Below are 12,570 nucleotides of genomic sequence, written 5' to 3' on the forward strand. Positions count from 1 at the left end.
GAGTGGTCCATGGAGGCCGCAGCGGCCAGTAACGGGCGCGTGGCGTTGGTGACGGGTGCGGCGCGGGGCATTGGCCTCGGGATTGCCGCGTGGCTGATCAGTGAGGGCTGGCAGGTGGTGCTGACCGACCTGGACCGCGAGCGCGGTGCCAAGGTGTCCAAGGTGCTGGGCGACAATGCCTGGTTTATCACCATGGACGTGGCTGACGAGAAGCAAGTGGCCCAGGGTGTTGCCGAGGTGCTGGGGCAGTTCGGGCGCCTGGATGCGTTGGTGTGCAATGCGGCGGTGGCCGACCCGCGCAACATCACCCTGGAAAGCCTCGACCTGGCGTACTGGAATCGCGTGCTGGCGGTCAACCTCAGTGGGCCGATGCTACTGGCCAAGCACTGCGCGCCTTACCTGCGTGCCCATGGCGGTGCCATCGTCAATCTGGCCTCGACCCGGGCGCGTCAATCCGAGCCCGACACCGAAGCCTATGCGGCCAGCAAAGGCGGATTGTTGGCCCTGACCCACGCCTTGGCCATGAGCCTGGGGCCTGAAGTGCGGGTCAATGCAGTCAGTCCTGGCTGGATCGACGCACGTGACCCGGCGGCGCGGCGTGCAGAGCCGCTCACCGACGCCGACCATGCCCAGCATCCGGCGGGCAGGGTGGGGACGGTGGAGGACGTGGCGGCGATGGTGGCCTGGTTGCTATCACGCCAGGCCGGGTTCGTCACCGGGCAAGAGTTCGTGGTGGACGGTGGCATGAGCAAGAAGATGATTTACAGCGAGTAGAGCCGGTGGCCGTCTTGAAGTCATTTTGTCTTTTTCAGAAAAACTTCAAGCAGGCTATTGACTTAGGTCCGCTACCTGCGTAAATTTCGCGGCCTCAACGAAGCAAAGGGTGATTAGCTCAGCTGGGAGAGCATCTGCCTTACAAGCAGAGGGTCGGCGGTTCGATCCCGTCATCACCCACCACTTCTTGAGAGTTTTGCCTTAGGGCAAGACGCAACGTTAAAGGTTGCACCGACGCGCAGCGGTAGTTCAGTCGGTTAGAATACCGGCCTGTCACGCCGGGGGTCGCGGGTTCGAGTCCCGTCCGCTGCGCCATATTTTCCAGGTCCGATCCGTCGGGCTTGAGATTGAACAGCCAAGGCTGATCGGTCAGATGTTTAAAGGTGGTTGAGGGTTCATGCTCAATCAGCCAAGCGATACGCAGCGGTAGTTCAGTCGGTTAGAATACCGGCCTGTCACGCCGGGGGTCGCGGGTTCGAGTCCCGTCCGCTGCGCCATATTTTCCAGGTCCGATCCGTCGGGCTTGAGATTGAACAGCCAAGGCTGATCGGTCAGATGTTTAAAGGTGGTTGAGGGTTCATGCTCAATCAGCCAAGCGATACGCAGCGGTAGTTCAGTCGGTTAGAATACCGGCCTGTCACGCCGGGGGTCGCGGGTTCGAGTCCCGTCCGCTGCGCCATATCTGCCTCAAGGCCCACTGAACGCCTTGAAGCACAAGGAAAGCCACTGGCTCACCTTGATCCGATAGCAAAGACCCTGGTCGAAAGACCGGGGTTTTTTGTGTCTGGGGTTTGAAAAAAACCTCATCTTCTTCGCTACCACCAGCGCTCATTATCGGCAAGCGGCCGACAGATCTTTTCGATTCTGTCGGCCGTTTTGCGTTCTTGTGTCAAAAAATTTCAATGTGGTTATTTGCCGCAGGCGCAGAAACCTTTAAAGTTAACCCTTCGGTCAACTTTGCACTGTCATCATGGCCTTTTGATTCGTCGAGAAAGGCTTCTGCAAGTCTCCAGATTCGGTGTACTTAACCATAAGGGCGGATTTATAACCGCTCAGAGGATGATCCATGTCCAACCGTGAAATAACCCGGCGCTCGTTCCTCCAGGGCGGGCTGGTAGCGGGTGTGAGTGTCACGCTCACGCCGCTCAGCACCCAGGCGCTGGCTGCCTTGATGGAAAACAGCGTGACCGTGCCGTCTGAAAAGTGGCTCGGCCATAACGGCAAGGCGCGCCAGCGTAACGATGCCTTGTCGAAAGTCTGCGGCAGCAAGGTGTTTGCCCGCGACATTCGATCCAAGGACATGCCGGGCTGGCCCCAGCAGCAAGGCCACGCCATGTTGCTCAAAACCATCAAGGCCGACCACATCTACGCAGGCTACGACCTGTCGTGGCTTGGCGCCGAGCTGCAGCCGGACCGTATCGTCACCGCTGCCGACTTGGACAAGGACGGTATCGTCTTCCCGGAAGAACATGCGCCGGACCCGTTGCTGCCCGAGGGCAAAGTGCCGATGTTCATCGGTCACCCGGTGGCGATCCTGATCTGGAACGACTTCGAGCGTTTCCGTCAGGCCAAGAACAAGCTCAAGTTCAATGACAAGGCGATTCGTTACGGTGCCAAAGTGCCGTATTACGAAGGTGACCCCTACGGCAGCTTCCGCTACGTGCGCGTGGGAGGCCCGACCTCGACCGACGAAGACGAGTTCGCCAGCCTCAAGGATTCGATCCTGTTCCCGATGCTGAAAAACCGTCGCCCGGTGTGGAATTCCCAGCCCAACCTGCACGGCAACCTGACTGAGCGCGGGTTGTTTTACGCCGACCGGATGAAGAGCCAGATCAACACGCCGCCGGACAACTGGCTGGTGTTTGACGAGCGCTACAAAACCCCCTCGATCGAACCGGCCGCCATGGAGCCGGACAACGGCAACGGTTGGTACGACCCGGCGACCAAGACCCTGCACTTTGTGGTGGCCACCCAGTGCCCATTGGAAGTGGCGACCGAGACCGCCAAGATGATCTCGCCGTCGCGCTTCGGCCTGGCCCATCTGAACATGCACCCGGGTTACACCGTGGGTTACGGTTCCAAAGACCACAACATTTTTGTCTACTACGCCGCCCTCGCTGCGTTGTATGGCGCTGGTGTGCCGGTGCGTCTGGCCAATGACCGTTACGAGCAATTCCAGAGCGGCATCAAGCGCCACGCGTTCGATATCCGCTATCAGTTGGCGGTCGACAAAAACGACCACAGCTTCAAAATCTTCCTCGCCGACATGAGCGTCGACGGCGGTGGCCGGGTCAACTACAGCCCATCGGTGGCTGCGGTCGGCGCCACGGCGGCGCAGTCGATCTACTACATGCCGCAGAACGACCTGCAAGTCACCGCGTACCACTCCCGTGGCGTTGAAGCCGGTTCGATGCGTGGCTACGGCACCCTGCAAAGCATGGCGGCGACCGAAATGATGGTCGACGAAATCGCCGGTCGCCTCGGTGTGGATGCCATTGAGCTGCGGCGCAAGAACGCACTGCGTTCGGGCATGAAGAACACCCAGGGCGCGATCCCTGCCGGTGCGTTGCGCCTGCACGAAATTCTCGACAAGGCCGCTGTGCATGAGGTGTGGAAAAACCGCGACGCGATCAAGCAACAACGCGAAGCCGCAGACCCGGATAACTGGTATGGCGTTGGTTTCGCCATCTGCCAGAAAGACTTCGGCACCGGTTCCGAAGCGCCGATGGCCAGTGTCGAATTCAGCGCTGACGGTCGTATCAGCCTGCGTCATATCGGGATCGAAATCGGCACCGGCATGTCCACTTCGCAATCGCTGGTGGTCGCCGATTTTCTCGGCAGCCCGGCCCACGAAGTGAAGACTGGCGAAACAGAGTGGCAGGAAATGCAGCTGGTCACCGGCGGCAACCCTTACACCATGAGCCAGGCCGAGCAGGACACCCTGCTGCGCAACCCGCGTTGGGTGGGCAAGCTCGCGTCGGCGTCTTCGGCGACCAACTCGGCGTACTACTTCAGCCATGCCACCCGTGAAGCGGCGCGTGTGCTGTTCAACCACGGCCTGTGGCCAGCAGCGCTGGAGATCTGGCGCCAGGGCCCGTTCGGCGGCCAGGCCAACCCCTATGTGGTACGCCGCGAAGACGCACATTGGGTGGACGGCAAGCTCACCGCCAACGGTATGCAGCCGTTGAGCTTTGAAGAACTGGCCAAGCGCGCGCACGAGCGCGGCCTGGTCACCGCTGCCACGGTCCACGGGTTCAACCGCTGGAGCTGGGCCGAAGCCGAATACAGCATCGACGGCGTGCGCGAGCGCCTGCCGCTCGACGGTCTGGCGGTGAAGTACGGCGACGGCGCACCGAAAGCCAAGCAGGCGCTGATGAGCACGGCCGGTTTCCACCTGCTCGATCGCCAGAACATCAGCTATCCCGCCACCCAGTTGAACAACGCTGCGGTGACGTACTACAGCCCCGTCGCCACGTTGGTGGAGTTGAAGGTCAACAAGGGTTCGGCGCAGGTCGAAGTGCTCAATCACCATTCGTGGATCGAGTGCGGGCGGGTGCTGGTTGAAGAGTTGGTCAAGGGCCAGCTCGAAGGTGGTGTGGCCATGGGCATCGGTCACGCCTTGATGGAAGAAATGCCGCTGTACGAGGGCGGGCCGGGGGAGGGTGACTGGAACTTCAACCGCTACCGCCTGCCAATGGCGCGTCACGTTGCCGTGTGGAAACAGACCTCGGAGATTCTGCCGGCGCTGTCGCCAAGCGACCCGTCCAAAGGTATCGCTGAAGTGGTGATGATCCCGATTGTCGGGGCCATTGGTAATGCGGTGGCGCACGCCATCGGTAAACGTGTTCGCGACCTGCCAATCACGGCTGCCCGCATCAAGGAGGCCCTCAATGGCTAACCGTCCGCTTCAACTGACCCTCAATGGTCAATCCGTCGGCCCGGTGGACATCCCTGATGACCTGCCGATGATCGACTACCTGCACGAATACAAAAACCTCACTGGCTCGCGGCTGGGCTGCGGCCAAGGCATTTGCCACGCCTGCGTGGTGATCGTCGACAACCCGGACGGCACCAGCGAAGAAGTGCGCACCTGCATCACCGGCGCGCATTACTTTGAAGGCAAAAAAGTGCGCACTATCGAAGGCCACGCCCAGCGCGATGAGTCGGGCCAGGTCACTGAGCTCAACCCGATCCAGCAGCGCTTCGTGGATGAGTTCGCCTTTCAGTGCAGCTACTGCGCGCCGGGCTTCGTCAATGCGGCCACCGTGTTGGTGGAGAAACTGCAACGCCAGCCGACCGTGCACAGCAAGCTGGAACAAGTCATCGAGGACAGCCTCGGTCATCATGTCTGCCGTTGTACCGGGTACGTGCGTTATTACAACGCCACCCGCAACGTGCTGACCGATCTCGGCCTGGTCAAGGAGGGTTAAGCATGAAGCTTTTTCTGACCCGCCTGGCCTTGACGGTCGGCCTGGCTGCGCCGGTATTGTTTGCCCACGCTGATGATCAAGCCAAGCGCGGCGAATACCTCGCCCGCGCCGCTGACTGCATGGCGTGCCACACGGCACCGGGCGGCGCGCCGTTTGCGGGCGGCCTGCCGATTGTCTCGCCGTTCGGCACCATCTACGGCACCAACATCACGCCAAGCAAAGAGCACGGCATTGGCTTGTACAACGATGACGAATTCTTCGCCGCGTTGACTGAAGGCAAGCGTCGCGACGGCGCGTACTTGTATCCGGCGATGCCCTATACCTCTTACCACCTGATGCCGCGTGAAGACTCGGACGCGATTCATGCGTACCTCAAGACCATCGAGCCGATCGAGCGCGCAGCGCCGGTGACGAGCCTGAGCTTTCCGTTCAACGTGCGCCTGGGCCTGATGGGCTGGAACGTGCTGTACGGCAAAGCGCTGAAATTGGAACCGGCCCAAGGCAAGAGCGAAGCCTGGAAGCGCGGCCAGTACATGGTCGAAGTGCTCGGCCACTGCGGCGAATGCCATACGCCACGCGGCCTGCCCGGCGCGATGGAGCTGGACAAACGCCTGACCGGCGGCATCCTCAATGGCTATCTGGCGCCCAGCCTGCTCGCCACGGACCTGGCCGCACGCGGCTGGAATGAGCAGGACCTGAGCACCTTCCTCAAGCACGGCATGAGCGCTCAAGGCACGATGTTCAACGAGATGTTCCCGGTGTTCCACAACAGCACCCAGGGCCTGAGGGATGCGGATCTGGCTGCGATGGCGACCTTCCTGCTCGGCGATAAATCGCCGGCAGCCAAGGCGTTGGTCGAAGTGCCGGTGGACAAGCTTGGCCCGAGCGCCCAGCGCGGTCGTCAGGAATACTTGAACGTCTGTGCCGGTTGCCATGCGGCAGGTGGCGAAGGCAAGCCGCACATCGCGGTGGCGATGCGCGGCAACACCACGCTGCGTCTGGAAGACCCGCGCAACCTGGTGCGGGTGATCGAGGACGGGATCGGCGAGCAGAAGTTCTCCGGGTTCGAGCACATGCAACCGATGCCGGGCTTCGCTGGAAAACTCAGCTCGGAGCAACTCACCGACCTGGTCAATTACCTGCGCCAAGGTTGGGGCGGGCAATCGGCGGAGCTGGCGGTGAGCGATGTGCAGAAGCTGCAGGCCGAGGCGCCGTCCATCGAGCACAAGGCGCACTGACATGCAGCATCTGGATCTGCAAGTGGTGCGACGGGCGCTGGAGTGGTCGGTGGCCGGGCAGCGCATCTGGCTCGTACGGTGCTGGCCACCTACGGCTCGGCGCCGCGTGCGCCGGGTTCGCTGCTGGCGGTGAACGCCGCTGGGCAGTGGATTGGCTCGTTGTCGGGTGGTTGCGTCGAGGAAGACTTTCTCGAGCGCGTCGCCGACGGTGCGTTTCTCGATGCGGTCAACGTGGTGCGCTATGGCGCAGGGGACGATCCGCGCTCGCGGGTCAGCCTGCCCTGTGGCGGTATTCTCGATGTCTTGGTTGAGAAGCTCGAGCCTGACTGCGAGGTGCAGGCGCACCTGCGTGAAATGGAGTCGGCGCTGCTCGGGCAGCGCCGCTTGATTCGCGAGGTCGACTTGGCCAGCGGGGCGCGCAGCCTGTTTGCTGACCGCAAGCAGGGCGCGCGCATCGCGCGTGACAGTGAGCGGATGCGCATCCGTGTTGGCGCGGCTCAGCGTCTGTTGCTGGCCGGGTACTCCAGTGTGGCGCAGGCATGTGCCGAGTTTGCGGTGGGCCTAGGGTTCGAAGTGATTCTCTGCGACCCACGCGATGAAGTGCTGGAAGGTGTGGTGCTCAATGGCGTGGAGATTCGTCGCCAGTTGCCGTCGGTGTTTATTGCCGACGGTGGCTGTCACCGTGATACGGCGGTGGTGGCGCTGACCCATGACCCGCGTATCGACGATCTGGCGATGATGGAAGCGGTGCGTACCGACGCGTTCTACATTGGCGTGATGGGGTCGTTGCAGACCTCGCAGAAACGCTTTGAGCGACTGCGCCGCATCGGTGGGTTAGGGGAGGCTGAATTGGCGCGGATACACGCACCCATCGGGCTTAACCTGGGCAGCAGGACGCCATCGGAAATTGCGCTGGCGGTGTTGGCCGATATCGTACGGATTCGTAGCGGGATTGCCCGCGACCAGCTCTGAAGCGCAGCCCTGTAGGTGTAGGAGCGAGCTTGCTCGCGAAAAACTTCAACGATAACGCGTTTATTCTGAATGAATGCGGCGGCTGTGAGTTTTTCGCGAGCAAGCTCGCTCCTACAGTGGTTACATCCCGAATTTATCCCGCAATCCGTAGTACCAAGCCCCAAGTGCCGCAAACGGCGTGCGCAACATCTGCCCACCCGGGAACGGGTAATGCGGCAAGCCCGCAAACGCATCAAAACGCTCAGCCTGACCCCGCAAGGCCTCCGCCAGCACTTTGCCCGCCAGGTGCGTGTAGGTCACGCCATGGCCGCTACAGCCCTGGGAGTAATAGATGTTGTCACCCAGGCGGCCAACCTGCGGCAAGCGCGACAGGGTCAGCAGGAAATTGCCGGTCCAGGCGTAGTCGATCTTTACGTCCTTGAGCTGTGGAAATGCCTTGAGCATTTTCGGCCGGATGATCGCTTCGATATTCGCCGGGTCCCGCGCGCCATACACCACGCCGCCGCCGAAGATCAGGCGCTTGTCGCTGGTGAGGCGGTAGTAGTCGAGCAGGTAGTTGCAATCCTCGACGCAGTAATCCTGGGGCAACAGCGTCTTGGCCACTTCATCGCCCAGTGGCGCTGTGGTGATCACTTGGGTGCCACACGGCATCGACTTGGCCGCCAGCTCCGGCACCAGGTTGCCCAGGTAAGCGTTGCCCGCGACGATAATGAACTTGGCCCTGACCCTGCCTGCAGCAGTGTGCACCACCGGATTGGCACCGCGCTCAATGCGCACCGCTGCCGATTGCTCATAGATCGTACCGCCCAGGGATTCCACCGCCGCTGCTTCACCGAGCGCCAGGTTGAGCGGGTGGATATGGCCGCCGCTCATGTCCAGCAAGCCGCCCACATAGTTGTCACAGGCCACCACTTCGCGGATGCGACGCTCGTCCAACAACTCCAGTTGCGTATGGCCGTAGCGCTCCCACAGGCGCTTCTGTGATTCCAGGTGGCCCATGTGCTTGCTGTTGAGGGCGGCGAACACGCCGCCGTCCTTCAAGTCGCACTGGATCTGATACTTGGCCACGCGCTCACGGATGATCCTGCCGCCTTCAAACGCCATCTGCCCCAACAACTGCGCCTGCTGAGGCCCGACACTGCGCTCGATCACGTCGATATCGCGGCTGTAACTGTTGACGATCTGTCCACCGTTGCGGCCTGAAGCACCAAAACCGACCTTGGCGGCTTCCAGCACCGTGACGCGAAAGCCGTTCTCCAGCAAAAACAGCGCACTGGAAAGCCCGGTATAGCCAGCCCCGATCACGCACACATCGGTCTCGACTTCACCTTGCAACACAGGACGGGGCGCAACTGCATTCGCAGAAGCTGCGTAATACGACTGGGGGTAGGGGGTGTTCGCCATCCTGGAACCTCTGTTTTATATTTTTTACGAGTGCGCCGATCCTACCTGAGTTGAAAATTGCCTGCCAGCCACCCGTAAATCACGGGTGGACCCGTCTTAAATAAAAAATTCGCATATTCATAGGGTTAGCTGCAAAAAAGATGTTGACACCCCTTCGGAATTCCGTAGAATGCCGCCTCACAGCAGGCACGTAGCTCAGTTGGTTAGAGCACCACCTTGACATGGTGGGGGTCGTTGGTTCGAGTCCAATCGCGCCTACCAAACAAAATCCGCTCTGCTGGGCGGTCTAGAAGGGCTCACCGAAAGGTGGGCCCTTTTTTGTTGCCTGAAATTTGGGCACAGCAAAGCCAAGACGCCTGGCGGCGTCCTTACAGGGCTACAAAGTCCAATCAGGCGAACAGCGTCGCCACCGCCAGCAGGCAAATTACCTGGGCGAACAGTTGGCAGCGTATTTCGCCAAGCGTGGTCGCCATATTGCTCATTTGTCCGGCATACATAGCGGGAACCCCTCATTGTCGGCATGACGCCGTGAATGAACTGCAAGTACACACAGCTGCATCGTGGAGTATAGGTGCTGATCAGGAATTTTCACTTCCGACGCCATAGCGAGCTCACCCACGCGATTTGTCCAAAAAAAACTGGGCTCAATTCCTTCCAGGCACCGTACCGAACAGTGTCATCCCCCCACAAAAATTATTGGTTTGCAGCAACAATTTTTCTTGTTGGACACCCCAAGGCCCCAGGCAGCAAAGTTGCCGCCACTGACGCTCGACCTTCCAGGTCAACAATAAAAAACCGAGCCGACTGCACGCCACTTTCACGCTGTGAGCCCTTTGCCCACATCCTGCTGTAATGGCGCCGCAGCGCGCACTAAAGGACCTCCCCGCCATGCAAACTGTTGTGAACTTATGGCCGTTGATCGGCGTACTTGTCATCGTGGTCGGCTTTGTATTGCGCTTCAATCCGCTGTTGGTGGTCACCGCGGCCGCCATCGCCACCGGGCTTGCCGCCCAGTTCCCGCTGGAAAAAATTCTCGCCACCATGGGTGATGGCTTCCTTCAGACCCGTGCCCTGCAACTGATTCTGTTATTGCCGCTGGCGGTGATTGGCCTGTTGGAGCGCCATGGCCTGCGTCTGCATGCGCAGAACTGGATCGCACGCTTTGAACGCGCCACTGTTGGGCGTTTGTTGATCATCTATCTGTTTGTGCGTGAGTCCACGGCGGCCATGGGGTTGACCAGCCTGGGTGGGCATCCGCAGATGGTGCGGCCGCTGCTGGCGCCGATGGCCGAGGGTGCAGCGGAAAAACGCTATGGCAAGCTGCCGGACAAGCTGCGTCACAAGGTACTGGCCATGTGCGCTGCTACCGACAATGTCGGGTTGTTTTTTGGTGAGGACATCTTCGTGGCCTTTGGTGCGATTGCGTTGATGCACACCTTCCTGCTCGGCTCGGGGATTGATGTGGAGCCGCTGCACATTGCGGTGTGGGGCATCCCGACGGCGATCTGTGCCTTCATCATTCACGCTATCCGGTTGCATCGTTTCGACCGGCGCCTGACCCGAGAAATGAGCTCGGCCACTACCCCGGTGGAGGCCGCTCAATGATTATTTCCATTCAATACCTGTACTGGCTGGCGGGCGTGCTGTTGCTGATCACTGCGGGCATGATCCTGCTCGACCGTTCCCACCCCAAACGTTGGTCCAGTGCGCTGTTCTGGTTGTTGTTCGCCGTGCCGTTCCTTATAGGTGAGCGCTTGCCTTCGGTGGTCATCGGAGTGGGTGTGGTGGTGATGGCATTGATTGCGGGCTTGGGCGGCGTGGGTCGTGGCCAGCACGCCGAATTGCACGACAAGGCGTCCCGCGCCAGTGCCGGGCGCCTGGGCCACAAATTGTTCATGCCGGCGTTGGCGATTCCGCTGACCACGGTGATTGGTTCGGTGTTGCTCAAACACACCGAAATCGGCGGTGTACCGCTGCTGGACCCGAAGAACACCACCTTTGTCTCCCTCGGCATCGGTTGCCTGATCGCCCTTGGCCTGGCCTGCTGGCTGACCCGTGATACGCCGGTGCAAGCGTTGCGCGAATCCCGGCGCCTGACCGAAGCCCTGGGGTGGGCCATGGTGCTCCCGCAAATGCTGGCGATGCTCGGGCTGTTGTTTAATGAGGCCGGGGTGGGTACGGCGGTCGCCCACGTTACGACCACGTACATCAACCTGGACTACAAGTTGGTGGCGGTGATGGTCTATGTGCTGGGCATGGCCTTGTTTACCGTGATCATGGGCAATGGTTTTGCGGCCTTTCCAGTGATGACCGGTGGCGTCGGCGTGCCGGTGCTGGTGGGGATTTACGGCGGCAACCCTGCGGTGATGGCGGCTATTGGTATGTTCTCGGGCTATTGCGGTACGTTGATGACGCCGATGGCGGCCAACTTCAATATCGTACCGGCGGCGCTACTGGAGCTGCCGGACAAAAATGCGGTGATCAAGGCCCAGATACCTACAGCGCTGATGATGCTGGTGGTCAATATCGTGCTGCTTTACCTGTTGATGTGAGGTCATTGTGCAAAGCGTATTGCTGACGGGCTTCGAGCCCTTTGATAAGGCGGCGGTAAACCCCTCTTGGGAGGCCGTGCGCCAGTTGGACGGTGTGCCATTGAGCGAGGGCGTGACGATGGTTGCGCGTTGTTTGCCCTGCGCATTTTCCAGCGCCGCCGAGACCTTGCTGCAGTTGATCAACGAACTGCAGCCAGCAATGGTCATCGCCACGGGCCTGGGGCCTGGGCGCAGTGATATTTCCATCGAGCGCGTTGCGATCAACGTTAACGATGCGCGTATTCCCGACAACCTGGGCGCGCAGCCGATTGATACCGCGGTGGTGGAGGGCGGCCCGGCGGCGTATTTTTCGACGTTGCCGATCAAGGGCATGGTCAAGGCAGTGCGTGACGCGGGCATTGCGGCCTCGGTGTCGCAGACGGCGGGGACGTTTGTGTGTAACCAGGTGTTTTACCGCTTGCAGCATGCGTTGGCGGGGACTGGGGTGCGCAGTGGGTTTATTCACGTTCCCGGCTTGCCTGGATCGGGCGAGCCGTCAATGGCGTTATCGACGACCGTGGAAGGGTTGCGTGTGGCGGCGTTGGCCGCCTGGCAAGCCCAGGCGGATATCGTGCTTGCCGGTGGCCAGATCAGCTGACAGCTGTACGCTGTGTTGCGATTTCAACTACAGTTCCAGCACACCCTCGCCTTGGAAAGTCGCCATGCTAAAGCGTACGAAGTTCGTATCGATTGCGTTGTCGCTTGCACTGTCTGTCACCAGTGGCCTTGCCCTTGCAGATCCCGGTAATGGCAAAGGCCAAGGTAACAACAAAGGTGATGCCTATGGTGGGCAGGACACCGGCAAAGGTCACGGTAATAACAAAGGTAATGCCCAGGGTGGGCAAGGTAAGGGCAAAGACAAGGGCGGCCCATCCAGCAATGACTTCAGCGTTGATCGAGGTCGTGTGCTGAATGTGCTAGGCGGTCACCGCGATTATTGGCGCCCTGGCCCGGCCTTACCGCCTGGCATTCAGAAAAACCTGGCACGCGGAAAGCCACTGCCGCCGGGTATTGCCAAGAAACTCGACGGCCGCTTGCTGGGGCAGTTGCCTCGCTACGACGGTTACGAGTGGCAGCAAGCGGGAACCGATTTGATATTGGTGACCATTGCGACCGGCATCATCTACGAAGTCCTTAACGGCGCGTTTGATTGAGTTGCAG

9 protein-coding genes, 5 tRNA genes and 1 pseudogene are annotated in these 12,570 nt (G+C 60.6%); 14 read left to right on the forward strand and 1 reads right to left on the reverse strand.

The genetic code is table 11. The features are described from left to right. The first annotated feature begins 9 nt into the window (after positions 1-9). The 9 genes and pseudogenes from CRN80_RS19495 to CRN80_RS19535 all read left to right on the forward strand — a co-directional run bounded on the left by CRN80_RS19495 (position 10) and on the right by CRN80_RS19535 (position 7,414). On the forward strand, positions 10-774 hold the full coding sequence (locus tag CRN80_RS19495; protein ID WP_003192533.1) for an SDR family oxidoreductase: 765 nt from the start codon (positions 10-12) through the stop codon (positions 772-774). Between the two features lie 107 nt (positions 775-881). After that, positions 882-957 (forward strand) — tRNA-Val (locus CRN80_RS19500). 55 nt (positions 958-1,012) lie between these two features. Beyond that, a tRNA-Asp gene (locus CRN80_RS19505) sits at positions 1,013-1,089 on the forward strand. A gap of 105 nt (positions 1,090-1,194) precedes the next feature. Beyond that, positions 1,195-1,271: transfer RNA gene (locus CRN80_RS19510), tRNA-Asp, on the forward strand. A 105-nt stretch (positions 1,272-1,376) separates the two neighbouring features. Further along, positions 1,377-1,453: transfer RNA gene (locus tag CRN80_RS19515), tRNA-Asp, on the forward strand. Positions 1,454-1,840: 387 nt separating this feature from the next. Continuing rightward, positions 1,841-4,672, forward strand: a complete 2,832-nt coding sequence (locus tag CRN80_RS19520; RefSeq protein WP_098950846.1) for a xanthine dehydrogenase family protein molybdopterin-binding subunit — start codon at positions 1,841-1,843, stop codon at positions 4,670-4,672. Beyond that, entirely contained in the window at positions 4,665-5,204 is a 540-nt protein-coding gene (locus CRN80_RS19525; protein WP_098950847.1) for a (2Fe-2S)-binding protein, read from the forward strand. The genes CRN80_RS19520 and CRN80_RS19525 overlap by 8 nt, the downstream gene beginning before the upstream one ends. Before the next feature lie 2 nt (positions 5,205-5,206). Further along, positions 5,207-6,442 (forward strand): cytochrome c, encoded by a 1,236-nt coding sequence (locus CRN80_RS19530; protein WP_098950848.1) that lies wholly within the window; start codon positions 5,207-5,209, stop codon positions 6,440-6,442. Between the two features lies 1 nt (position 6,443). After that, positions 6,444-7,414 (forward strand): annotated as a pseudogene (locus tag CRN80_RS19535) (XdhC family protein). A 120-nt stretch (positions 7,415-7,534) separates the two neighbouring features. Here the strand turns inward: CRN80_RS19535 and CRN80_RS19540 are convergent. Then, positions 7,535-8,818, reverse strand: a complete 1,284-nt coding sequence (locus tag CRN80_RS19540) for an FAD-binding oxidoreductase (protein ID WP_032896163.1) — start codon at positions 8,816-8,818, stop codon at positions 7,535-7,537. A gap of 184 nt (positions 8,819-9,002) precedes the next feature. On the opposite strand from CRN80_RS19540, the gene CRN80_RS19545 reads away from it, so the two are divergent. From CRN80_RS19545 to CRN80_RS19570, 5 genes are all read left to right on the forward strand, one after another. Next, positions 9,003-9,079: transfer RNA gene (locus CRN80_RS19545), tRNA-Val, on the forward strand. Between the two features lie 627 nt (positions 9,080-9,706). Continuing rightward, positions 9,707-10,423, forward strand: coding sequence for a DUF969 domain-containing protein (locus CRN80_RS19555; RefSeq protein WP_032896171.1), 717 nt, complete (start codon positions 9,707-9,709; stop codon positions 10,421-10,423). Further along, positions 10,420-11,370 (forward strand): DUF979 domain-containing protein, encoded by a 951-nt coding sequence (locus CRN80_RS19560; protein WP_098950849.1) that lies wholly within the window; start codon positions 10,420-10,422, stop codon positions 11,368-11,370. The genes CRN80_RS19555 and CRN80_RS19560 overlap by 4 nt, the downstream gene beginning before the upstream one ends. A gap of 7 nt (positions 11,371-11,377) precedes the next feature. Next, the gene (gene pcp / locus CRN80_RS19565) at positions 11,378-12,007 is read left to right on the forward strand and encodes a pyroglutamyl-peptidase I (RefSeq protein ID WP_098950850.1); all 630 of its coding nucleotides are present in this window, start codon (positions 11,378-11,380) and stop codon (positions 12,005-12,007) included. Positions 12,008-12,071: 64 nt separating this feature from the next. Next, positions 12,072-12,563, forward strand: a complete 492-nt coding sequence (locus tag CRN80_RS19570) for an anti-virulence regulator CigR family protein (protein ID WP_032896178.1) — start codon at positions 12,072-12,074, stop codon at positions 12,561-12,563. Positions 12,564-12,570: the final 7 nt, after the last annotated feature.

The sequence above is a fragment of the Pseudomonas sp. FDAARGOS_380 genome, from assembly GCF_002591235.1.
In the GTDB taxonomy this organism is placed as follows: Bacteria; Pseudomonadota; Gammaproteobacteria; order Pseudomonadales; family Pseudomonadaceae; genus Aquipseudomonas; species Aquipseudomonas salmasensis.

Coding starts and splice junctions, on each gene's coding strand:
- CRN80_RS19540 (WP_032896163.1), bottom strand. CDS start 8,818: ATGGCGAACACCCCCTACCCCCAGTCGTATTACGCAGCTTCTGCGAAT.
- CRN80_RS19525 (WP_098950847.1), top strand. CDS start 4,665: ATGGCTAACCGTCCGCTTCAACTGACCCTCAATGGTCAATCCGTCGGC.
- CRN80_RS19560 (WP_098950849.1), top strand. CDS start 10,420: ATGATTATTTCCATTCAATACCTGTACTGGCTGGCGGGCGTGCTGTTG.
- CRN80_RS19555 (WP_032896171.1), top strand. CDS start 9,707: ATGCAAACTGTTGTGAACTTATGGCCGTTGATCGGCGTACTTGTCATC.
- CRN80_RS19520 (WP_098950846.1), top strand. CDS start 1,841: ATGTCCAACCGTGAAATAACCCGGCGCTCGTTCCTCCAGGGCGGGCTG.
- CRN80_RS19495 (WP_003192533.1), top strand. CDS start 10: ATGGAGGCCGCAGCGGCCAGTAACGGGCGCGTGGCGTTGGTGACGGGT.
- CRN80_RS19530 (WP_098950848.1), top strand. CDS start 5,207: ATGAAGCTTTTTCTGACCCGCCTGGCCTTGACGGTCGGCCTGGCTGCG.
- CRN80_RS19570 (WP_032896178.1), top strand. CDS start 12,072: ATGCTAAAGCGTACGAAGTTCGTATCGATTGCGTTGTCGCTTGCACTG.